The 23,672-nt window shown below is 67.4% G+C and carries 16 protein-coding genes; 6 read left to right on the forward strand and 10 right to left on the reverse strand.

What is annotated here, in order from left to right; all coding sequences use genetic code 11:
* Positions 1-39: 39 nt before the first annotated feature.
* The gene (locus DIE03_RS06205; RefSeq protein WP_124448509.1) at positions 40-798 is read right to left on the reverse strand and encodes an SDR family NAD(P)-dependent oxidoreductase; all 759 of its coding nucleotides are present in this window, start codon (positions 796-798) and stop codon (positions 40-42) included.
* Between the two features lie 255 nt (positions 799-1,053).
* On the opposite strand from DIE03_RS06205, the gene DIE03_RS06210 reads away from it, so the two are divergent.
* Positions 1,054-2,142 carry a carboxymuconolactone decarboxylase family protein gene (locus DIE03_RS06210; RefSeq protein WP_124448511.1) on the forward strand — a complete coding sequence of 363 codons (1,089 nt, stop codon included), beginning with the start codon at positions 1,054-1,056 and terminating at the stop codon, positions 2,140-2,142.
* Between the two features lie 55 nt (positions 2,143-2,197).
* Complete coding sequence (locus DIE03_RS06215; protein WP_124448513.1) at positions 2,198-2,668, forward strand: MaoC family dehydratase; 471 nt, start codon at positions 2,198-2,200, stop codon at positions 2,666-2,668.
* Between the two features lie 290 nt (positions 2,669-2,958).
* Here the strand turns inward: DIE03_RS06215 and DIE03_RS06220 are convergent, their stop codons facing one another.
* Both DIE03_RS06220 and DIE03_RS06225 read right to left on the reverse strand, forming a co-directional pair.
* Positions 2,959-3,621, reverse strand: coding sequence for an OmpA family protein (locus tag DIE03_RS06220; protein ID WP_124448514.1), 663 nt, complete (start codon positions 3,619-3,621; stop codon positions 2,959-2,961).
* A gap of 121 nt (positions 3,622-3,742) precedes the next feature.
* Positions 3,743-8,299, reverse strand: a complete 4,557-nt coding sequence (locus DIE03_RS06225) for a YadA-like family protein (protein ID WP_124448516.1) — start codon at positions 8,297-8,299, stop codon at positions 3,743-3,745.
* Positions 8,300-9,747: 1,448 nt separating this feature from the next.
* On the opposite strand from DIE03_RS06225, the gene DIE03_RS06230 reads away from it, so the two are divergent.
* Both DIE03_RS06230 and DIE03_RS06235 read left to right on the forward strand, forming a co-directional pair.
* The gene (locus DIE03_RS06230; RefSeq protein ID WP_124448518.1) at positions 9,748-10,578 is read left to right on the forward strand and encodes a response regulator; all 831 of its coding nucleotides are present in this window, start codon (positions 9,748-9,750) and stop codon (positions 10,576-10,578) included.
* Complete coding sequence (locus tag DIE03_RS06235) at positions 10,571-12,919, forward strand: sensor histidine kinase (RefSeq protein WP_124448520.1); 2,349 nt, start codon at positions 10,571-10,573, stop codon at positions 12,917-12,919. The genes DIE03_RS06230 and DIE03_RS06235 overlap by 8 nt, the downstream gene beginning before the upstream one ends.
* A 42-nt stretch (positions 12,920-12,961) precedes the next feature.
* Here the strand turns inward: DIE03_RS06235 and DIE03_RS06240 are convergent, their stop codons facing one another.
* The 7 genes from DIE03_RS06240 to DIE03_RS06270 form a co-directional block, all read right to left on the reverse strand.
* Positions 12,962-13,231 carry a hypothetical protein gene (locus tag DIE03_RS06240; RefSeq protein ID WP_124448522.1) on the reverse strand — a complete coding sequence of 90 codons (270 nt, stop codon included), beginning with the start codon at positions 13,229-13,231 and terminating at the stop codon, positions 12,962-12,964.
* A gap of 18 nt (positions 13,232-13,249) precedes the next feature.
* Positions 13,250-14,353 (reverse strand): galactofuranose ABC transporter, permease protein YjfF, encoded by a 1,104-nt coding sequence (gene yjfF / locus DIE03_RS06245; protein WP_124448524.1) that lies wholly within the window; start codon positions 14,351-14,353, stop codon positions 13,250-13,252.
* On the reverse strand, positions 14,350-15,390 hold the full coding sequence (locus tag DIE03_RS06250) for an ABC transporter permease (RefSeq protein ID WP_124448526.1): 1,041 nt from the start codon (positions 15,388-15,390) through the stop codon (positions 14,350-14,352). The genes yjfF and DIE03_RS06250 overlap by 4 nt, the downstream gene beginning before the upstream one ends.
* Positions 15,387-16,901: a sugar ABC transporter ATP-binding protein gene (locus DIE03_RS06255; RefSeq protein WP_124448528.1), complete on the reverse strand. Its 1,515-nt coding sequence runs from the start codon at positions 16,899-16,901 to the stop codon at positions 15,387-15,389. Before DIE03_RS06255 ends, DIE03_RS06250 begins: the two co-directional genes overlap by 4 nt.
* Before the next feature lie 60 nt (positions 16,902-16,961).
* Entirely contained in the window at positions 16,962-17,924 is a 963-nt protein-coding gene (locus DIE03_RS06260; protein ID WP_124448530.1) for an ABC transporter substrate-binding protein, read from the reverse strand.
* Positions 17,925-18,257: 333 nt separating this feature from the next.
* Positions 18,258-18,485, reverse strand: a complete 228-nt coding sequence (locus tag DIE03_RS06265) for a hypothetical protein (protein ID WP_124448532.1) — start codon at positions 18,483-18,485, stop codon at positions 18,258-18,260.
* Positions 18,486-18,499: 14 nt separating this feature from the next.
* Positions 18,500-18,775 (reverse strand): DUF4148 domain-containing protein, encoded by a 276-nt coding sequence (locus DIE03_RS06270; protein ID WP_124448534.1) that lies wholly within the window; start codon positions 18,773-18,775, stop codon positions 18,500-18,502.
* Positions 18,776-19,044: 269 nt separating this feature from the next.
* Here DIE03_RS06270 and DIE03_RS06275 point away from each other — a divergent pair, with 269 nt between their 5' ends.
* Together DIE03_RS06275 and DIE03_RS06280 are read left to right on the forward strand one after the other, a co-directional pair.
* Positions 19,045-22,275, forward strand: coding sequence for an efflux RND transporter permease subunit (locus tag DIE03_RS06275; RefSeq protein ID WP_124448536.1), 3,231 nt, complete (start codon positions 19,045-19,047; stop codon positions 22,273-22,275).
* Positions 22,276-22,324: 49 nt separating this feature from the next.
* Positions 22,325-23,653, forward strand: coding sequence for an efflux RND transporter periplasmic adaptor subunit (locus DIE03_RS06280; protein WP_124448538.1), 1,329 nt, complete (start codon positions 22,325-22,327; stop codon positions 23,651-23,653).
* Positions 23,654-23,672 lie beyond the last annotated feature (19 nt).

Genomic DNA, 23,672 nt, shown 5'->3' on the forward strand with positions numbered 1-23,672 from the left:
TGCACTCGTGCTAGGGCGCCCGTGACGACGCCATCCGCATCACGCCGCGGCCATTCCGCCGTCCACCGACAACGCGGTACCGGTCATGAAAGAGGAGGCGTCGCATGCGAGGAACGTGACAGCCTCCGCAATTTCCGTTTCCGTCCCCAAGCGACCGATCGGATGAAAACGCTTGATCTGATCGGTCATGCGGGTCTCGTCGAGAAACTTTTCCACCATCGCGGTTGCAACGAACGCAGGGCAAATCGCATTGACGCGGATATTCTGCTTCGCATATTCGAGCGCAGCCGCTTTCGTCAGTCCGATGATGCCCGCCTTCGAAGCGTGATATCCGCAGCCGCCGAATGCCGATGCGACGAGGCCGTAAGTGGACGACATATTGACGATGGAACCGCCGCCCGTTTTCAGCATTGCCGGAATTTCGTACTTCATCGAAAGGAACATGCCCTTCAGGTTGATATCGACGACATGGTCCCAGCTCTCCACGTCGGTATCGGCTACGGTTTTGCCGAATGCCTCCACGCCGGCGTTATTGAAGGCGACATCGAGCCGGCCGAATTCACGCATGGTCTCCTCGACCATGCGGGCGCAGTCTTCGGCCCTGGACACATCGGTCCTCACGAACAGCGCTTCGCCGCCGGCCTTGCGGATTTCCTCGACCACCGCCAGACCTTCGTCGATACGGCGCGATGCGATGGCAACCCGCGCACCTTCGCCGGCAAACAGCAATGCCGTCGTCCGTCCAATCCCGGAACTCCCCCCGGTCACGAGGGCAACCTTTTCAAGAAGCTTTTTCACTGTGCTCTCCCGGTTGCACTGAGATGCATGCATCGTTGCCGCTGTCCGGCAATCCCGTTTTTCAGATGGAAAATGTAATTTCCGGCTTGCAACGGAAATGATTCTAGATGGCGAAAAGCACGTACCGATGAAAAGTGAAAAAAGTTCAAATTTGATTTTCGGCCGGACGAATATCATCGCTCACGTCACTCCATTTCGCGTCCAATCCACGGGCTCACTATGCGTGCGAATACGATCACCCGGCATGAACTTGGCATGTCCGTCATCCACGCGATCGGCGACGAAGGTTTCAACAGCCTCAGCGCGGCGCTCGACCGCCTCGACCCAGATTTCAAACGCTTGCTCGTCGAGGGCGCGTATGCCGACATCATTGCCCGGCCCAATCTCTCGCTGAAATATCGGGAACTCGTGACGGTCGCGGTTCTCGCAACGATGGGCAATGCCGATTCCGCGCTGAAATACCATGCGGGCGGCATGCTGAATACCGGCTGGGCACCGCAAGCGGTGCTCGAAACGGTCTTCGATACGCTCTACTATGCAGGCGTGCCGGTGGCCACGGCCGGCATCCGTCATCTCGTGGCGTTGTTACGCGAGCGTGACATCGATATCGGTCGCGACGTCGATCGTCTCGGACGATACGAATCGGCAACCGCACACATGCTCGAGCGGCGGCAACGGCCATTCGACGCGCTGACGCCAAAGGAGCGCCGGCTCGCCACACTCGCCATCGTCATCGCTCGCGAAAATCGTCACGACGAGGTTCGGGTCCACTTGAACGCATGTCTGCATGTCGGCTGGACGCGCAGCGAACTGACTGAAGTGCTGATTCAACTCACCGGCTATATCGGCTGGCCGCTCATCCTGCCCGTGTCGCGCATTGCGCTCGACATATTCGACGAGTTCGCCGCGACACAGGGCGGCGCAACGGTCGGACAAGCGGACGCATCGACCGGACGGAATGCGCTGGAGCGCGATCCGTGTATGCCGGAAGCGTCGGCCGGCCGGCCCGAGATGCCGGCGGCGATCGCAGGTTGTCTCGATCGGATGGCCGACGCTGCGTCACGCGTCGAATCGGTCGAACACGTGAAGGCACGGCACCTGACGGCGATCGCGTGCCTGACCTGCCTTGCCCGAAATGCAGATGCCGACGCGCTCGCCACGCATATCGTCGACGCGCGCTTGTCGGGCACGTCGCAGCACGAGATCGTCGACGCCATCGTCGGCGCACTGCCTCATGCCGGCGTGCTCGCCGTGCAATGGGCGCTGGCTGTGGCAAGCCGATCGTTTGCATCGACAGATCCGCATGCGGCGCGCGAGCACGACAACGTGGAGGCATCGGGATGACGACGCTCGAACCCTCCACCCACACCATGCTGCACGAACGACACAGGAGCAAACGATGAACGACGAAGGCGGATACGACCTCGAGGACCTGATGCCCGGCATGAACGCATGTTTCTCGAAAACCCTGTCCGAGCACGACGTGCTCCTGTTTGCGAGCGCGTCCGGCGACCGGAATCCCGTGCACCTCGACGAAACCTATGCACAGCAAACGCGCTTCGGCGGTCGCATCGCGCACGGCATGCTGTCCGCGTCGGTGATCTCGGCGGCGATCGCAACGCATCTGCCGGGGCCCGGCTCGATCTATCTGTCGCAGGACCTGCAGTTCCGCCGCCCGGTCAAGCTCGGTGAAACGGTTTGCGCGACCGTGACAGTCAAGGAGATACTCGCGAGCCGGCGTCGGGTCGTGCTGGAAACCTGCTGCCACGTGAACGGGCACGTGGTCGTGGAAGGCACGGCGGTGGTCATGCCCACCAACGCGGCAGCGCGGTCGCAAGAAGCATCGACCGCACGAGATCAGGAAGCCTGACGATCGTACGGGTCCGGCGTGTCGGATTCAGCTGTTGCCGGCATGCCGCGGCGCGACCGGATGCGGCGGCTGAAGCCCCGCTGCGTCGCGGTGCGGAACGCTGCCGAGTTGCCTTCCCCGTGACCGATCGCGGCACGTGAATCGCCGTGCGGCGGCGCGCATGCGACGGACACCGCATGCGCACGCAGCGACGGGCCGTTCCCGCCGCGGTTGTCTGCGTCGAGCATCATTGCCGCAAGCGAGCCGCCCGACTTCGACGGCCACGCTTGCGGCAACCTGGCCGAAACGTCCTACTTCCGCAGCGAGATTTCCACGCGACGATTGCGTGCTCGCCCTTCGGCGGTATCGTTCGATGCCGCCGGATTGGCTTCCCCGTGACCGGTCGCGGCAAACGAATCCGCCTGCAGCCCATGCTCGCGCAGATACCCCGCGACGGCGTCCGCCCGGCGCTTCGACAGTGCCTGGTTGTGCGCGTTCGAGCCCGTCGCGTCGGTATAACCGTCCACCTCCACGCTGGCGAAATGCCGATCACCCTGCTGGTTCAGCAGCGTATCGAGCGCGGTGGTGGCCTCCGTCGTCAGCACGGCCGAGTCGGTCGCGAAATACGCATCTCCGTTCAGGCTCACCTTCTCGACCGGTGCGGGTGCGGGTGCTACGGCCGCGGCGGCCGGCGCGGGCGCCGCACCGCACTGGAACACGATCGAATGCGGATCGGCGCCGTCGCGGTACGGCGTGGTGGTGTCGACCAGGAGCACGGGCTCGTTGCCGCACATGCGCGTCGCGACCTTCATGCAGGTCTTCGCGGTCGACAGGATGCCGTGGCAGTCGACCTGGAACGTGCGGACGCCGTTTCGCGACTGCAATTCGTATGCGTTGTACGTCGGCCCCGACGCACTCGAACAGGCCGCGAGGGAAACGACGGACACCAGCAGTGCAAGATGGATGTTTTTCACTTGATTACTCCGAGAATGCGATGGGCGCAGCGTGCGGCGCGGCCGCACGCGCATGCGTTTGCGTTTGCGTTAGGCGCGGTCCGCTCCGGCCACGCGGGCCGGAACGAACCGCTGCGCGCGATCACTTCCACTGATACAGCATGCCCGCGCCGACCACGCGCTGGCTGCCGGCGAAACCGCCGTTCAGCGTCGCCTTCAGGTTCTCCGTGACGCGCGCCTGCACGCCGACCGCCATGGCTTTCTGGCCCTGGAACGTCGCCGTGCCGACCCCCATCGCGAAGTTCGAATCGCGGTCCATGTGCGGGATCGACGCCATCGCGGCGGTCGCGGCGATCCCCTCGCGGGCCATCGAATCGGTCTGCTGGATCTGCTGCTGCATCTGCGTGAGCTGGTTGTTGACCGTGTTCAGCGATTGCGTGAACTGGTTCGATACCGCATTCAGCTGGTTCACGTTCACGGCATCGGTGCCCTGCGTGCCGGCCGCGACGTTCACGACCTGGCGTGCCGAATCCGCCGAGCCGACCGCGACGACGTTCGAGCGTCCGCCGTCGTTGCTGCCCGTGCCGATCGCGGACGAGTTATTGCCCGATGCCGTCGCGCCCACGCCGATCGCAGAGGAACCGTTGCCCGATGCGAGCGCATTGTTGCCGACCGCCGTGCTGTTCGAACCCGATGCCACCGCCCCCGAACCGCCCGCCGACGAATTCGCGCCGGTCGATCCCGGCGGCACGTTCGCGCCGTTCGGGTTCGTCGTGTACTGCCCGCCGAGGTTGGTCGTGCGCTGGTCGATCAGCGTCGTCAACTGGTTCGCGACCGAATCGAGCTGCGATACGTTCACCGCGTCCGTGCCGCTCTTGCCGGCGGCGAGGCCGGTGATCTGCCGGTTGCCGATGTTCACTTCACCGGCCGACGATTGCGGGCTGCCCAGGCCGTACGCGACATAGTTCGTCAGCGCGCCGACCGTGGTCAACGAACCGGCGCCGAGCGCCACGCTGTTCGCGAACGTCGCCGATGCGCCGGCGCCGAGTGCAAGTGCGTCGGTCGCATTGCTGCGCGCAGCCGAGCCGAGCGCGACGCTGCCCACGCTGACCGCCACCGCGTTGGCGCCCTGCGCAACCGACTGCGCGCCGGTTGCCGTCGCGCCGCTGCCCAGCGCGATCGCGTCGGCCTGCGCGGAACTCGCCGCCTGCCCGATCGCGATCCCGCCCGGCGCCGTCTGGTCGACGATTGCGCCGTTGCCGATCCCCACGCCGTTGTCGCCGTTGACGACCGTCGTCGGGCCCACCGCGACCGATTCCGCGCCGACCGCGAGCGAATCCCCCGCCGTCGAATTCGCGTGGAAGTACTTCTGGCCCGTGACCGCGAACGACTGCAGCGCGCCGGTCAACTGCCGCACCGTCACCGCATCCTGCTGGCCGGTACCGTCGGCGACGTTGGTGATCTGGCGATACGTCTTGTTCGTTGCATCGCCCACCGATACCGCGCCGAGCAGCGTCTGGTCGGTCGTGTTGAACGGAATCGACGCGGTGCCGTTGCGGATGACGCCCGACGACGGCACCACGGCGCGGTCGGCCACCGAACCCGAGCCGAGCGCGATGCTGCCATCGACCTTCGAGATCGCGCTCGGGCCGATCGCGACGCTGTCGACACCCACCGCCTGGCTGTCCGGCGCGGTCGAGTTCGCGTGGAAGTACTTGATGCCGTGCGCGTTGATGTTGTCGATCGCCGAGCCGACGTTGTTGTTGATCGTCGTCGATCCATCGCTGTTGTACGTCACGTACGACGGCGCCGAGATCGTGCCGGTGGTCGGATCGTAGGTGGCCCCGCCGCCGATCGCGCCGGCCGTGCTGTTGCCGAGGTTCGTGTTGTTGTTCGCGATCGAGCTCAGGCCCGTCGACAGCGAACCGATCCCGGTCGACGTGGCGGTCGACAGCGAGGTCAGGTTGCTGTTCGTCGAGCTCAGGCCGGTGGACAGCGAGCCGACGACCGTCGAGGTCGACGTCGACAGCGAAGTGATCGAGCTGTTGGTCGAGCTCAAGCCGGTCGACAGCGAACCGACGACGGTCGATGTCGACGTGGACAGCGACGTCAGGTTGCTGTTGGTCGAGCTCAGGCCGGTCGACAACGAGCCGACGACGGTCGATGTCGACGTGGACAGCGAGGTCAGGTTGCTGTTCGTCGAACTCAGGCCGGTGGACAACGAGCTGATGCCCGTCGAGGTCGACGTCGACAGCGACGTCACCGTACTGTTGGTCGAACTCAGGCCGGTCGACAGCGAGCTGATGCCCGTCGAGGTCGACGTCGACAGCGACGTCACCGCGCTGTTGGTCGAGCTCAGGCCGGTGGACAGCGAACCGACGACCGTCGACGTCGAGGTGGACAACGACGTCACCGAACTGTTGGTCGAACTCAAGCCGGTCGACAACGAGCTGATGCCCGTCGACGTCGAGGTCGACAGCGACGCGACCGAGCTGTTCGTAGAACTCAGGCCGGTGGACGTCGACGTGGACAATGACGTGATCGCGCTGTTCGCCGACGACAATCCGGTCGACGTCGACGTCGACAACGAAGTCACCGCGCTATTGGTCGAACTCAGACCGGTCGACAGCGAGCTGATGCCCGTCGACGTGGACGTGGACAGCGACGTCACCGCGCTGTTGGTCGAGCTCAAGCCGGTCGACAGCGAACTGATGCCCGTCGACGTGGAGGTCGACAGCGACGTCACCGCGCTGTTGGTCGAACTCAAGCCGGTCGACAGCGAACTGATGCCGGTCGACGTCGATGTGGACAACGACGTCACCGCGCTATTGGTCGAGCTCAAGCCGGTCGACAACGAACTGATGCCCGTCGACGTCGAAGTCGACAGCGACGTCACCGCACTATTGGTCGAACTCAGACCGGTTGACAACGACGAAACCCCGGTCGACAGCGACGTGATGCTCGACGCCGTCGACGTCGACAGCGAATCGAGCGCCGTGTTCGTCGCGGCAAGCTGCGAGCCGTTGATCGCGTCCGTACTCGCCGAACTGATGCGCCCGGCCGCGACGTTGGTGATCTGGCGCTCGGTGCCCGCTGCGCCGACGCTGACGACGCTGGTCGGCGTCGTACCGTTGAAGTTGTACGTGACGCCGCCGATCACCGCGCTGGCCGTCGGATTCGGCGCGGCCGTGGTCGATCCCGAGCCGAGCGCGACATCGTTTGCGTTGTTGGCCACGGCCGACGCGCCGAACGCGACAGCCCCCGCCGCCGCCGCCGTCGACGTATTGCCGAGCGCGAGCGAACCCGTGCCCTGCGCGTTGTTGGTATTGCCGATCGCCACCGCGCCGTTGCCGTTCGCGGTGTTGTTCGAGCCCATCGTGACCGCGCCGGTGCCGATCGCGGTGCTCGGATCGCCGATCGCGACCGCGCCGTTGCCGCTCACCGTCTGCCCCAGGCCGAGCGCGACGGCGCCCGTGCCGCCCAGCACCTTCGAGTTGTTGCCACCCGCGATCGAGCCTGCGCCGGCAGTGGCTGCGACCGAGTTGCTCGCGCCGATCGCGACGGTCCAGTCCGCCGCCGCCACGCTGTTGATGCCGACCGAGGTCGCCCCGACGCCCGCCGCGGTCGCGCCGGCGCCCAGTGCGGTTGCCGACGTGCCCGTCGCGAGCGAGAGATTGCCAAGCGCAACCGCGAACTGCTGCGTCGCGGTCGACTGCACACCCATCGCGACCGAACTGACGCCCGACGCATTGGCGTTCACGCCGAATGCCATCGCGTTGTCCGCGCCGGCCGTCGTGTTCGAGCCCATCGCGATCGAACTCTGGCCGAGCGACTGCGTGCCCGAGCCTGGTACGCCCGCGGTGCCGCCCCAGCCGATCGCAATCGACGCCGTGCCCTTCGCGCCGCTGTTCACGCCCATCGCAACGCCTGAATTACCGGTCGTCAGCGCGCCGCTGCCGACGGCCACGCCTGCCGCGCCCGAACTGGTCGACTGGTTGCCGAGCGCGACGGAGCCCGTGTTCGTGGCATGCGACGCATAGCCGAGCGAGACGCTCTGCGCGCCTGCCGCACTCGCACCGAGCCCCACCGCCGCCGCGTACTGGCCGGACGCCAGCGCGTTGTTGCCCAACCCGACGGCGGAAACACCGGTCGCCGCCGCGCCACTGCCCATCGCTACCGCACCGCTCTGCGTCGCGCTCGACAGGTTGCCGATGGCAACCGAGTAGTCGCCCGAACCGATTGCCTGCACGCCGAGCGACGCGCTGTTGACGCCGGTCGCCTGCGCGTTGATGCCGATGGCCGTCGACGCGTCGCCCATCGCATGCGCGCCCGGGCCCAGCGCCGTGGCCGACACGCCCTGTGCCGTCGAGAGATTGCCCAGCGCGGTGGAATTCTGCTGCGCGGCAGTCGAACCGACGCCGATCGAGATCGACGTCACGCCGCCGTTCGCGGTACCGCCGTCCGGCGCGTACTGCGCATGTGCGCCCACATGGAACAACGCGAGATACGTGGCCGCCATCAGCATGGCCAACCGCCGTGGCGACGGCATGCCCGCGAGCGCCGACCCGCCCGCGCTCGCTGCATGCTCCGACGCGCGGCGCGACGACGCGACACGCTTGCCGCGTGCCCGATCGAGTTCCGAAGCCGCAACCCAGGCCCCCAGTGCTTCGTTCCAGATCGACTTGAACGACTTGTTCATCTTGTATTCCCTCGGTTCTCATGTGCTGGATGACGCAACAGCGCGCGCGTTGGCCGCCGACGACGGGTTGCCTTGCGCCGCTCCTCTACAACTTCGGATATCTAACTAAATAACGGAATGGTGCTGTACGACTCTCACGAAACAGCGCGTGAACACGCGGTCGCCGTTTGCGCGCGCCTGCCGACGCGACGTGCAACGGCGCTCGCCGGTGATCGAATCAAGGAAGCCGACGTCGCCGGCCAGACGGCCGCACGATGCCAGCCACACCGCGAAAGCGCGCGTGCGGGCACCGGCGCCCCGTGCCAGGGGCGACATCGTATTTCACGGAAATGCGTCGTTCAGACGCGGGATGGACGGGTGCTGGCCGGCAACCCGTCATCCGTCACGTCATTCGGGAGGCGGATGACGCCGTACGGTCCCCGGGATGGAAGCGTGCGCCGCCGGAATGCGGTCGCCGACAGCCGACTCCGGTTCGGGCGAACCGGTGCTGTGATCTGCCACGCCTGTTGATTTCATAATTTTCATGCCCGCCTGATTCGATAGCGCACCGCACGCGACTGCCCCGGATGGATCGAACCGCCAGGCTGCCAACGCGAAGCCACTTACCCTTTCCGTCCGGCCGTCAAACGCTTTCCGGATTTCCGGAAGAGCGCCGACACGCCGAACGACCCCTGCACCGAATTAATCGATCGAATTTTCTTGACGATTTTTTCTCGCCCGGTGCATCACACCCGAACAATCCTCGCAATTTGCCGACTTATCTTATATATCAACGTATTCGACGAATTATGAAGTTTGCATTACCCTCGTGCCAGTCATTCGCCCGCTGCCGCATGTTCATATTTTGAGAATGCCATCATTCAATGTCACATTGAATGTAGCGAGCATCGGGATGCAGCAGCGGTTATCAATCAGCCCGGAACCGCTCACCTCCGCAGAACCGATTCCAGCCGCTCCAGGGCTAGTGTGCTGGCATTCGTCCAAACAAACCTTTTCCCGAGCGGAAAAATACTTTTCCGGAGCGGACGACATTCACATTCATACATTTCCGATCGAAATACCATTGATGAATGAGAGGAATTCTGACCGACCATCACCTCGATATCGATCGTGCCGACCGCGAATCTGCAAATGCCATTTACACGGAATGTGAATCATGCATTCGACACCCCAAGAATAAATTCATCATCCGGGCCATTCCGATTAAATGATTATAAATGCGGAAATAAAGACCGACATTTCCACAATGAGTTCGGCATATTTTTCCATTTTCGCGTTTCCGGCCGGAGCCGCCTGCCGCACACGCGCCGCTCCTGCCGCACAAGCCCCCACGAGCGGCACGGAATCCTCACTATCAGCCGTGTTGTCGACATATAATTTTTCGCAACAATCGCGCAGATAGCGACGCTTTCAACCTGACAGGCCACCCTTCCATCGCATCCGCAACCATGTCATCCCGCTCGTCCAGTTCGGCGCCGCCTCGTACCACGCCGGATCTCGGTGACGCACATATTCTTATCGTCGATGATCGCCCGAACGACCTGCGGCTCCTGACCGAAATCCTGCGTGCCGCGCGCTGCCGGATCAGCGTCGCGTTCGACGGGCTGCAGGCCTACCATCGCGCGCAGGCGATCGCGCCCGACCTGATCCTGATGGACGTCCGCATGCCGCGCATGGACGGCTTCGCCGCGTGCCGGCTGCTGGCGTCGACACCGTCCACGCAATCGATCCCGGTCATCATCCTGACGGCCGCGGGCGATCTCGAGGACCGCATCGCAGGGCTCGAAACCGGCGCGATCGACTACATCGTCAAGCCGTTCGAACCGGCCGAAGTGATTGCGCGGATCCGCAATCACCTGAAGCGGGCGCGCCGCAGCCAGCCGTTCGCCCGTCTGCCCGAACTGCCCGACAACCCCGACGCGGCCCTCGTGCGTGCGGCCAGCGACGTGCTGCTGCGCGACCTGCGCCATCCGCCCGCGCTCGAGGATCTCGCGCGACAGGTCGGCACGCACGAAAAGCGCCTGTCCCGCATCTTCCGCGACCATCTCGGCCAGACCGTGTTCGAGTACCTGCGCGATACGCGCCTGCGCGCCGCGATGCACTTCCTCGCCGAAACATCGATGGGGATCGGCGACATCGCCGAGGAGATCGGTTTCTCCACGCCCGGCAACTTCGCGACGGCGTTCCGCGAGCGCTTCGGCATCACGCCGTCCGACTGGCGGCGCCAGCGTCAGGTCCACGCGCCGCTCACGCCCGGCGGGCACCGTCACGATGCCTAGGCGCGACGCGGCGTGGGCAGCCGGATGGCGCGCGGTGCTGCTGCTTCTGATCGCACTGGCCGTCACCTGCGCAACGGCCCGCGCGGCGTCGGCGCCGAACCCCGCGCAACTGGACGGCGTGTCGGTGTACGAGGACGCCAGCACGACGATGACCGCCGAACAGGTCGCGGCATGGCTCGCCGGGGCCGGTCAACGCGCGCCTGCGGCAAGCCCGTCGACGTTCAACGTCGAGTTCTCGCGGTCGGCCTGGTGGGTCCGTGCGACGCTGACCAACCGCGGCAACGCGGCCCGTCCGCTGGTGCTGGCGATTCGCGACGCGCGCGTCGACCATGCCGACTTCTATGTCGGCCACGACGGCCGGTGGACGCCCGACAGCCGTTTCCCGGCCGCCGACGCCGGCGCCGACGCGGTCCGGCAGCCATCACGCTACCCGGTACTCGACGTCACGCTGCCCGCTGGCGCAAGCATCCCCGTGCTGATCCGCGTCACGTCGCGCAAGGAAATGCGGCTCGCGCCGGCCGCGTTCACGCGCGCGGCATGGGATGCGCTGGAGCGGCGCGCGACGATGTGGGACTTCGGTTTCTTCGGCGGCCTGCTTGCACTCGTGTGGTGCGCGCTGCTGATCGGGTTCTTTTCGCGCAGCGGCGTGTTCCATGTCCTGGCCGCGCTGGCGCTGGGCACGACGCTGTTCGAGGCGGCTTACCGCGGCTATACGGCCATGGCCTTGCCGCCCGCACTACGCGAGTGGTCGGCGCGCGGCGAGGTGATCTCCGCGTACGTGGCGATCGCCTGCTTCATCGTCTTCATCCTGATGGTCGCGCGGCGCGAGCAGGCCAGGCTGCCGATGCGTGCGGTCTACATGGCCTTCCTCGCGCTCGAATGCATCGGCGTGGCCGGCGCCGCGGGCGGCGACCTGCTGACCTTCACGTGGTTCTGCCTGCGGCTGAACGCCGTGCTGGGAATCGTCAACATCAGCCTCGCGCTGATGCTCGCGATCCGCCGGACGCCGACCGGCCGCGTGATGCTGATTGCCGTCGCGTTCGCCACCGTCAACATGTTGATCCGCGTGCTCGACGGCACGAACGCGCTGCCGCCGGTGCTGTCCTGGCTCAAGTCCGATATCCATCCGAACCCCGTCATCGCGATGATCGGGCTCGCCACGCACCTGCTGGTACTGGCCGCGTGGATCCACCACGTGGGCCGCCAGCGCACCGAGGCCAGGAAGCGGCTCGAACACTGGCAGCTCACCGAACAGGATCGCCTGCGCGACGAAGTCGCGAGACGCACGGTCGCGCTCAACGACGCGCTGCAACAGGTGACGACCCACATGCAGCAGAAGGTCGAAACGCTCGGCTATGTCAGCCACGACCTGCGCGCGCCGCTGTCGACGATCAACGGCTATGCGAAGCTGCTGCTGCAAAGCGCGACACGCAGCCAGGCGCGGCTGATCCGCTCGATCGACCGCAGCATCCGCTACCAGCTCACGCTGATCGACGAACTGCTCGCGTTCACGAAAGCCGAGCTGCAGCCGCTCGGCGTGACGCCGGACACGACCGACCTGCCCGGCCTGCTCGACGATATCGGCCACTACGCACTCGCGCTGTGCTCGCAGCAGGATAACCGGTTCGTATACCGGCCGGCCACGGCGCTGCCGCGCACGGTGTCGATCGACGGGATGCGGCTGCAGCAGGTGCTGCTGAACCTGCTGTCGAACGCGTCGAAATTCACGCGCGACGGCACGGTCACGCTGTCGGTGCACGCCGCGCACGAAGGCGATGCGTGGCGCCTGCTGTTCGAGGTCGCCGATACGGGCATCGGGATCGACATCAGCGGCACCCGCGACATCTTCCGGGCGTACCAGCAGGTGCAGGCCGTCAACGGCGGAACCGGGCTCGGCCTGTTCATCGCGCAGCGCATCGTCGGCGCGATGGGCGGCGAACTGGCCGTCGCGAGCCAGCCGGGTGTCGGCACCGCGTTCTCGTTCCCGGTCGTCGCGCCGGCCGTCGGACATGCGCTCGTGCCGGTGTCGGAACTCGTCCGGCGGTTTCATCCGGACGACGAGGCCGAACCGGAACGCGTCGCGCCCGCGATGGACGGCCCGCCCGACGACGCGCTCGACGAACTGATCCTGCTCGCCCGCGACGGGCGGCTCACCGATATCGAGGACTGGCTCGGTCCGGTTGCCGACGTGCCGGATTACGCCGTGTTCGTGCAGCACGTGCGCGAACAGCTCGATGCGCTCGACCTGCACGCGATCGAGAAACTGGCCGGCTCGCTGAAGCGCTCGCGTGTCGCGGAGGTGTCGATCGACACCGCGACGGGCGCGGCCGGCCCGGCCTGACGGTGCAGCGGCGCGGCGCACGCGCCATTCAACCGCAGTACGCTAGCGCCGACGGTCGGCCCGCTCGACGACGCGCGCGAGGCGAATGATGTCGGTCAGCCCGAATTCGCCGGCATCCGGGCGCGGGCGGCCATGCTCGTCGGCCACGCGCATCGCGAACGCCAGCGCTTCCGAGCGCTCGCGCAGCAGCACGCGCAGCGCATCGGCCACGATCCGGCAGTCGCGCGAATCGCCGAGATCGAGCAGCGGCCGGGTGCCGGGTTCGACGGCCAGCGTCTCGGCACCACCAGCCATCATGTCATTGCGTTTCATGGCGTTCTCCTCGCCGCGTCATGGCCGGTCGCCCTGCAGCCGCCGCATCGTCGCCACCCGCGCCGGATCGTCTTGCGGCGGTGCGCGCCGCGCGGGCGCGACGCCGCGCGCCGGCCTTCGTTCGCCGAGCCCCGTGCCGCCCGTGCGCCGCCGCGCGGCGTGCCGTTCGATGACCCGCTGCAGCACGCAGAACACGCACAGCAGCGCGCCGATCACGATCCGCGTCCACCACGAGCTCAACGTGCCGTCGAACGTGATCAGTACCTGGATCGTGCCGAGGATCCCGACGCCGAACACCGAGCCGACCACGTAGCCGACGCCGCCCGTCAGCAGCGTGCCGCCGATCACGGTCGCGGCGATCGCGTCGAGTTCCATCCCCTGCGCCTGCAACCCGTAACCCGACAGCACGTACAGCGTGAACACCACGCCGCCGAGCGCCGAGCACAGCCCGCTCAGCGCGTAGACGCCGACTTTCGTGCGCGCGACCGGCAAGCCCATCAGCAGCGCCGAGCGCTCGTTGCCGCCGATCGCATACACGTTGCGGCCGAATCGCGTGAAATGCGCGACGTAGATCGCGACGGCCAGCGTCGCGAGCGCGATCAGCGCACCCGCGCTCAGCGTCCCGCCGCCGACCGGTACGCTGATGCCCGCGATCGCATGGAACGCCGGATCGTTGATCGTGATCGACTGCGTCGTGATCAGGAAGCACGCGCCACGCGCGAGAAACATCCCCGCCAGCGTGACGATGAACGGCTGCAGCCGGAAATAGTGGATCAGCGCGCCCATCGCCGCGCCGTACAGCGCGCCGAACGCGAGCACGAGCGGCACGATCACCCACACCGGCCAGTGCAGCCGCTCGGCGCCGACCGCGCAGAAGATCGTCGTCAGCGCCACGACCGAGCCGACCGACAGGTCGATGCCGCCCGACACGATCACGAACGTCATCCCGATCGCGACGATCAGCAGGAATGCGTTGTCGACGAGCAGTCCGGTCAGCACCTGCATCGAGAAGAAGCCCGTGTACATCACGGACCCGAAGCCGAACAGCGCGGCGAACAGCACGATCGTCACGACGATCGGCAGCGTACGCGGGTCGGCGAGCCAGCCAGGGAATCGGGTCATCGCGGGGTCGCTCCGGAGGTAGCGCGCGAACGCGCGGCGGGCAGCAGTCGCGACGCAAGCCGGACGACCAGCTCGCGCGCCGCGTCCGACTGGATCAGCGTCACGACGATCACGACGACCGCCTTCACGACGAGCGTCGCCTCCGGCGGCACGCCGATCGAATAGGTCGTGTAGGTGAGCGTCTGGATGATCAGCGCACCGAGCACCGAACCGGCGAGGCTGAAACGGCCGCCGAGCAGCGACGTGCCGCCGAGCGTCACCGCGAGGATCGCGTCGAGTTCGAGCAGCAGCCCCGCGTTGTTGCCGTCGGCGCTGCGCACGTTCGAGCTCGCGAGGATGCCCGCCAGCGCCGACATCACGCCCGAACACAGATACACGCCGAACACGACCGCGCCTGAGCGCAGCCCGACGAGCCGGGTCGCGACCGGGTTCACGCCGATCGCGCGGATGAACAGCCCGAGCGCCGTGCGGTTCACCAGCAGCGCGATCGCGGCGATCGTCGCGATCGCGATCCACACGGCGCACGGTACGGTCGCGAGATAGCCGCCGCCGAGCGCGAGGTAGCCTGGCGCGCCGATCGGGATGATCTGGCCGCCCGTCAGCAATTGCGCGACACCGCGCCCGGCCACCATCAGGATCAGCGTCGCGATGATCGGCTGCATCCCGACGAACGCGACGAGCAGCCCGTTCCATGCACCGGCCAGCAGCCCGACACCGAGCGCGGCGGCCAGCGCCATGCCGACCCGCGACGGGTCCGCCTCGAGCACGATCGCGGCCGCCGCGCCGGCGATCGCGACGATCGCGCCGACCGAGATGTCGATCCCGCGCGTCGCGATTACGAGCGTCATCCCGAGCGACACGATCACGAGCGGCGCCGCGCGGTTCAGGATGTCGATCGGCGCGCCGAACAGGTGGCCGTCGAGCAGCGCGATCGACAGGAAACCCGGACGATGCGCGACATCCAGCGCGAACAGCAGCGCGAGCGTCAGCACCGGCCACGCAAGCGGATGACGAAACAGCGTGCGCAAGCGCGTCATGACTGGCCTCCCGCGATCAACCGGTAAACCTGCTCCTCGGACGCATCGGCGCCCGTCAGTTCCGCGACCTTGCGCCGGTCGCGCAGCACCGCGATCCGGTGGCTCACGCGCACGACCTCGCCGATCTCCGATGAAATGAACAGGATCGCGAGCCCCTGCGCGCACAGCGCCAGCACGCGCTCCATGATGTCGAACTTCGCGGCGACGTCGATGCCGCGTGTCGGCTCGTCGAGAATCAGCAGCTTCGGGTCCGTCGCGAGCCAGCGCGCGAGCAGCACCTTCTGCTGGTTGCCGCCCGACAGCAGCCCGATCGGCTGTTCCGCGTCGCGCGCCTTGATGCCGAGCCGCGCGATGTACGTCTCGGCGATCTCGCGCTGGCGTGCGCGCCCGATCAGCCGCCACCAGCCGCGTCGCGCCTGCAGTGCGAGGATGATGTTCTCTCGGATCGACAGTGCGGCGACGATGCCCTCCTTCTTGCGGTCCTCCGGGCAATACGCGATGCCGTGCCGCACCGCATCGTGCGGCGACGCGAGCCGCGTGCGCGCGCCGTCGATCTCGATCGCGCCGGTATCGGGGCGCGCCGCGGCGAACGCGAGTTGCGCGGTTTCGGTGCGGCCCGAGCCGAGCAGCCCGGCCAGCCCGACGATCTCGCCGGGGCGCACGTCCAGATCCAGCGCGCTCATCATTCCGCGCCGGCCGACCTGTTGCATCGACAGGAACGGCGCGGTGGTCGCGGTGTCATGCTCGACCGCCGCGGCGCCCGCCTGCAGCGTGTCGGACATGCGCTCGCGGCCGGTCATCTTCGCGACCAGCGCATCGACCGGCAGGTCGCGCGCGAGGTACTCGCCTTCGCGCTCGCCGTTGCGCATCACGGTGATCCGGTCGGACACCGCGTAGGTCTGCTCGAGAAAGTGCGTGACGAACAGGATCGCGATGCCCGACGCCTTCAGCCGGCGCAGCACGTCGAACAGCCGTGCGACCTCGCCGTCGTCGAGGCTCGACGTCGGCTCGTCGAGAATCAGCACGCGTGCGTCGACTGACACCGCACGTGCGATCGCGACCATCTGCTGGATCGCGATCGGATACGCATCGAGCGAACGCGTGACGTCGAGCGACAGGTCGAGTTCGGCCAGCGCCGCGCGCGAGCGCGCATGGATCGCGTTCCAGTCGATCGCGCCGCGCCGCATCGGCTGCCGGCCCGCGAAGATGTTCTCGGCAACCGACAGGTTCGCGCACAGGTTCACTTCCTGGTAAAGCGTCTGGATACCGGCCGCCTCGGCCTCGCGCGGCGCGGCGAAATTCACCGGCGCGCCACCGACGCGAATCTCGCCCGCGTCATGCGCATGCACGCCGGTGAGCACGTTGATCAGCGTCGACTTGCCCGCGCCGTTCTGGCCCATCAGCGCGTGGATCTCGCCCGGAAACAGCCGGAAGTTCACGCGCTGCAGCGCGCTCACACCCGGAAACGACTTGTCGATGCCGATCATCTCGACCACCGGCGGACTCTCCATGCCTCCTCCCTCGAAGCGTCGCCGGACGGCCGCCGCCAGGCCGCCGCCCGTGCGGCAAGGTCAGTACTTCCGGGTCGGCAGCACCTGCGCCGCGACGTTCATCGGGAACACCGTCTCGTTGGTCACGATGCGCTTGGGCAACTGCTTGCCGGCGACGACATCCTTCACCGCGCTCATCAGCTGCGGGCCGAGCAGCGGGCTGCATTCGACATCGACGTTGATCTTGCCGGCGACCATCGCCTGGAAGCCGCCCTTCGTCGCGTCGAACGACACGACGCTCACGTCCTTGCCGGGCTTGATACCGGCTTCCTCCATCGCCTGGATCGCGCCGAGCGCCATGTCGTCGTTGTGTGCATAGACGACGTTGATCTGCTTGCCGTAGGTCTTCGCGAACGCTTCCATCACCTGCTTGCCGCCGGCGAGCGTGAAGTCGCCGCTCTGCGACGCGATCACCTTGAATTTCGGATTGCTCTTGATCACTTCGAGCAGGCCCGCGCGGCGATCATTGGCCGGCGCGGAGCCGACCGTGCCCTGCAGCTCGACGATGTTGATCGGGCCTGCGTCGTTCTTGTAGCGCTCTTCGAGCCAGTGGCCCGCGCGCCGCCCTTCCTCGAGGAAGTCCGAGCCGATCATCGTCACGTACAGCGACGGGTCCTTCACGTCGACGCCGCGGTCGGTCAGGATCACCGGAATGTGCGCGGCCTTCGCTTCGGTCAGCACCGGCTCCCAGCCCGATTCGACGACCGGCGAGAATGCAATCACGTCGACCTTCTGCGCGATGAACGAGCGGATCGCGCGGATCTGGTTCTCCTGCTTCTGCTGTGCATCGGAGAACTTCAGGTTGATGCCGGCGTCCTTCGCCGCGCCTTTCACCGAGACAGTGTTCGCGGTGCGCCACGCGCTTTCCGCGCCGACCTGCGAAAACCCGAGCGTGATCGGCTTTTGCTGCGCGTGCGCGCCGCCTGCCAGCACCGTCGCCGCGGCGACGATCGCGCCGGCCGCCAGCTTCCTGATGAATGTCATGGTCCGTCTCCGATGATGTCGTTGTGTGCCGCGGCGCTGTTCTGTTTCTGCGTGGCGCTGGCGCGGATCGGGGCTGCGCCGGCCGGCGCGTGCGGCCGGCCCGGTCTGCCTGCCCCGCATCAGTCTAAGAACAAGCCCGATAACCTTCCAATGAAATATTGGATTGGGGCGATATCGTAATCGGCATACGTATAAACACCTAAACGCGCGAAGGCCGGCGCATGCGGGAATGCGCCGGCCGCGTCGGGGTTCGGCTGGCTGACGGGAGGCGATCGCTCCGCGGCCGTTCGCACCGGTGACCCCGGCCGCGACCGCGACCGCGCTCGACCACACTCAGCTCCGGCAAGTCGCCGCCTGCCTGCCGGTTTCGCGGCCCTCCTTCGGCGCGACGCCGGCCGTATGCGTCCGTGCGTCGCCGTCCGCAAGCGTCGGGTTCAGTTCCTGCAGCACGCTGGCGCGGCTGCCGTCGTCATTGGGCAATTGCGGCTGCCCGCGTGCAAACGCGGGCGCGACCGCCGCCGCGAGCAGCGCGGCGATCGCCAGCCGGGAAAGGCTTTTCATCGCCCGGCTCCCGCTCACTGCGCGCTGGGGGCCGGTACGGATACCGACGCGGTCGCCGTACCCGTCTCGCCGTGCGCGATCGCATAGAGCTCGCGATTGCGTGCGATCGTCTGCGTGCTCGGCGGATAGTCCCAGTTCGACGTCGGCACGGTGCCGTCGCGCTGCGCCTGGACGAGGTCGGCGATCACGTCGGCGCGGGTCGGGCCCGACGACGACTGGGCGAAAGCGGCAACCGGCGTGCCGATGGCGAGGGCGAGCAGCGCGGTCGCTGCGATCAGTCTGCGATTCATGATGAAACTCCCCAGAACGGTTCGATGAAGACGCATCGTCGATGCGCCGCCGGCGGAACCGCGGATGCGATTCGCCGCCTGACGCATTCATTCTGGTCATCGCAGCCGGCACGGCGCTGACGCCCGGATGACAATCCTGAAATCTGCCGCCTCGCGCGCAGATAACAGCTTCGTAATCTTCGAGTCAGGGCCGGGTCAACGCCGCGCCGGCAGACTGCAGCCTCGTCGCATCGCATGCGGCGCCCCTGCCCTGCTTCGAGGAAAACATCATGTGGATCGTCCGGCTGGCGTTGCGCAGGCCCTATACGTTCGTCGTGCTCGCGCTGCTGATCTTCATTGCGGGACCGCTCGCGATCCTGCGCACGCCGACCGACATCTTTCCGAACATCGACATCCCCGTCGTCAGCATCGTGTGGTCGTACAACGGCTTCTCGGCCGAGGACATGGCCAAGCGGATCACGTCGAACTACGAGCGCGCGCTGACCTCCGACGTCGACGACATCGAGCACATCGAATCGCAGTCGCTGAACGGCGTGTCGGTGGTGAAGATCTTCTTCCACCCCGGCGCGGACATCAATCGCGCGATCGCGGAGGCCGCGAGCAACTCGGCGTCGATCCTGCGGATCCTGCCGCCGGGCACGCTGCCGCCGAACATCATCACGTACAACGCGTCGACGGTGCCGATCCTGCAACTCGGGCTGTCGAGCGACACGCTGGCCGAGCAGCAGCTGTACGACCTCGGCAACAGCTTCATCCGCACGCAGCTCGCCACCGTCCAGGGTGCGGCCGTGCCGCTGCCGTTCGGCGGCAAGATCCGCCAGATCGTCGTCGATCTCGACACGCGCGCGCTGCAGGCGAAGGGGCTCGCGCCGATCGACGTCGTGAACGCGATCAACGCGCAGAACCTGATCCTGCCGGGCGGCACCGCGAAGATCGGCACGCGCGAATACAACGTGCAGATGAACGGCAGCACGCAGACGGTCGCCGCGCTGAACAACCTGCCCGTGAAGACGATCGGCGGCAGCGTCGTCTATGTACGCGACGTCGCGCACGTTCGCGACGGCTATGCGCCGCAGACCAACATCGTGCGCGCCAACGGCAAGCGCGCGGCGCTGCTGACCGTCGAGAAGACCGGCAGCGCGTCGACGCTGACGATCATCGACCAGGTCAAGGCGATGCTGCCGAAGATCGCGGCCGGCCTGCCGAAGGCGCTGCACATCGCGGCGCTCGGCGATCAGTCGGTGTTCGTGAAAGCGGCGATCCAGGGTGTCGTGCGCGAGGCGCTGATCGCCGCATGCCTGACCGCGCTGATGATCCTGCTGTTCCTCGGCAGCTGGCGCGCGACGCTGATCATCGCGATCACGATCCCGCTCGCGGTGCTCACGTCGCTGCTCGCGCTGGGCGCGCTCGGCCAGACCATCAACATCATGACGCTCGGCGGGCTCGCGCTCGCGGTGGGGATTCTCGTCGACGACGCGACCGTCGCGATCGAGAACATCACGCACCATCTCGAGCGCGGCGCGCCGCTGGAGGACGCGATCCTGACCGGCTCGGGCGAAATCGCGGTGCCGACCTTCGTGTCGACGCTGTCGATCTGCATCGTGTTCGTGCCGATGTTCATGCTGACGGGCGTCGCGCGCTACCTGTTCGTGCCGATGGCCGAAGCGGTGATCTTCGCGATGGTCGCGTCGTATTTCTTCTCGCGCACGCTGGTGCCGACGCTCGCGATGGTGCTGATGCGCGCGAAAGGCCAGGGCCGGCCGCCGCGCGGCGTGTTCGCACGGATCGCACGGCTCCAGGCCGCATTCGAGCATCGCTTCGAAGCCGTGCGGCTGCGCTATCGCGCGCTGCTTGCCGCGGCGATCGCGCGCCGGCGCCGGTTCGCGGCGGCGTTCCTGCTCGCGTGCGCCGCATCGACCGCGCTGTTCGCGTTCGCCGGCCAGGACTTCTTCCCCGCGGTCGATACCGGCGAGATCCGCCTGCACCTGCGCGCGCCGACCGGTACGCGGATCGAGGAAACCGCACGCCTGACCGACGAAGTGGAGGCGCGCATCCACGACGTGATTCCGGCAAGCGACATCGCCGGCGTGCTCGACAACATCGGCGTGCCGGTGAGCGGGATCAACCTCACGTACGACTCGTCCGACCCGATCGGCACCGAGGATGCGGACGTGATGATCACGCTGAAGCCGAACCATGCGCCGACGGCCGCATATGTCGCGAAGCTGCGCAACCTGCTCGCGCAGTCGTTCCCCGGCGTGACGTTCGCGTTCCTGCCGGCCGACATCGTCAGCCAGATCCTCAACTTCGGGCTGCCCGCGCCGATCGACATCCAGATCGTCGGCAACAAGCTCGACCAGAACCGCGCGGTGGCCAACGCGCTGCTCGCGAAGCTGCGCGGCGTGCGCGGCCTCGTCGACGCACGCATCCAGCAGCCCGGCGACGAGCCGGCGATCAACGTGAACGTGGACCGCACCAAGGCGATCCAGGCGGGCCTCCAGCAACGCGACGTCGCACAGAACCTGTTGATCGCGTTGTCGGGCAGTTCGCAGACCACGCCGAACTTCTGGCTCGACCCGCGCAACGGCGTCAGCTATCCGCTGCTGGTGCAGACGCCGCAGTACGCGGTCGATTCGCTGCAGGCGCTCGCGAACGTGCCGCTGCCGGCCGGCACCGCACGTTCGCCGCAGACGCCGGCCGACGGGCCGGCCGCCGGTGCGCCCGCGCAGAACCTGCTCGGCGCGCTCGGCAGCTTCTCGCGCGCGACGCAGCAGGCCGTCGTATCGCACTACAACGTGCAGCCGGTGCTCGACATCTTCGCGTCGGTGCAGGGGCGCGATCTCGGCGGCGTGACGGCCGACGTGACGAAGCTCGTCGACGATGCGCGCGCGCAGTTGCCGCCCGGCTCGTCGATCGTGCTGCGGGGCCAGGTGCAGGCGATGCACGAATCGTTTGCCGGGCTGCTCGGCGGCCTCGCGCTCGCGATCGCGCTCGTCTACCTGCTGATGGTCGTGAACTTCCAGTCGTGGCTCGACCCGCTCGTGATCGTCGGCGGCCTGCCGGCGTCGCTCGCCGGCATCGCGTGGATGCTGTTCGTCACGCGCACGACGCTGTCGGTGCCCGCGCTGACCGGCACGATCCTGTGCATCGGCATCGCGACCGCGAACAGCATTCTCGTCGTCAACGCGGCGCGCGAGCTGATCGCGGGCGGTGCGCCACCGTGGCAGGCCGCGCTCGATGCCGGGTTCGGCCGCTTCCGCCCGGTCGTGATGACCGCGCTCGCGATGCTGATCGGCATGCTGCCGATGGCGCTCGGCCTCGGCGACGGCGGCGAGCAGAACGCGCCGCTCGGCCGCGCGGTGATCGGCGGCCTCGCGTTCGGCACGCTGTCGACGTTGCTGTTCGTGCCCGTCGTGTTCGGCTTCGTCCATGCATGGCTCGACCGGCGCCGCGACGCGGCCGCCGCGCGCCGCGCACAGGACACGCCGGCGTTGCCCTGAGCGCAGCACCCTCCCGACTCCCTTCGACTCGCCCGACCTCGACCCGATCATGAACGACACGACCGAACCCCTCGCCCCGCCGCCGGCCGCCGAAGCGGCCCCCGTGCCGCCCATCGCGCGCGACGCGACGCCCGCCGCCGCACCGCCCCGACGCCGCCGCAAGCTGGCCGTGCCGCTCGTCGCGATCGCGGCGGCGGCCGCGCTGCTGGCCATCGGCATCGTGCCGCGCATCGATGCGCGTGCCGCACAGCGCGTGCAGGTGGCCGCACAGCAGGCGCTGCCGGTATCGGTAATCCTGCCGGGTACCGCGCCTGCCGACCAGACGTTGACGCTGCCGGGCGCCGTGATGCCGTACGCGGAGGCGTCGATCTATGCGCGCACGAGCGGCTATATCGCGCACTGGAGCGCCGACATCGGTGCGCATGTGAAGGCCGGGCAGACGCTCGCGCAAATCACGGCGCCCGACCTCGACGCACAGTTGCGGCAGGCGCGCGCCGACGCGGCCACCGCGCAGGCGAACTACGACTACGCGAAATCGACCGCGCAGCGCTGGCAGGACATGCTGAAGACACAATCGGTATCGCAGCAGGACACCGACACGAAGGTCGCCGACATGAACGCGAAGCGCGCGATGCTGGCATCCGCGCAGGCGAACGTCGCGCACCTGACCGAGCTCGTGTCGTACGAATCGGTCGCCGCGCCGTTCGACGGCGTGATCACCGCGCGCAACGTCGACGTCGGCACGCTCGTCACCGCGGGCGGAACGCCCGGCAGCCCCGGGCTCTCCGGCGAGCTGTTCCATCTCGAACAGACCGGCACGCTGCGCGTGTTCGTCGACGTGCCGCAGGACAGCGCGGCAGGCGTGACGACCGGCACGTCGGTGTTCCTCACCACGCAGCAGTATCCGGGCCGGCGCTTCGCCGCGCGCGTCGCACGCAGCGCGGGCGCGATCGATCCCGTCACGCGTACGCTGCGCGTCGAGATCGACGTCGACAACGGCAACGGTGCGCTGATGCCCGGCGCGTATGCGCAGGCGCACCTGCTCGTGCCGAGCGCGGCGCCGGCGTTCGAGCTGCCCGTCAGCGCGCTGCTGTTCCGGCCGAACGGCGTGACGGTCGCGACCGTCGCCGCGAACGGCACCACCGCACTGAAAACCGTGCAGATCGGGCGCGATTTCGGCACGCGCGTCGAGATCGTGTCGGGGCTCGCAGCGGGCGATCGCGTGATCGACAACCCGGGCGATGCGATCGCCGCCGGCGAGGCCGTGAAGATTATCTCGATTGCACGCGGGGCTGCTCCGGCCGCGCGCCCCGCAGCAGCCTCGGCGCCTGCCGCGGTCGCCACGCCGGCCTCGGCCTCGACGACCGCCCGCGGTTGATCCAAACACGCACGAACCT

The sequence above is a fragment of the Burkholderia sp. Bp8992 genome, from assembly GCF_003853705.1.
Lineage (GTDB): Bacteria > Pseudomonadota > Gammaproteobacteria > Burkholderiales > Burkholderiaceae > Burkholderia.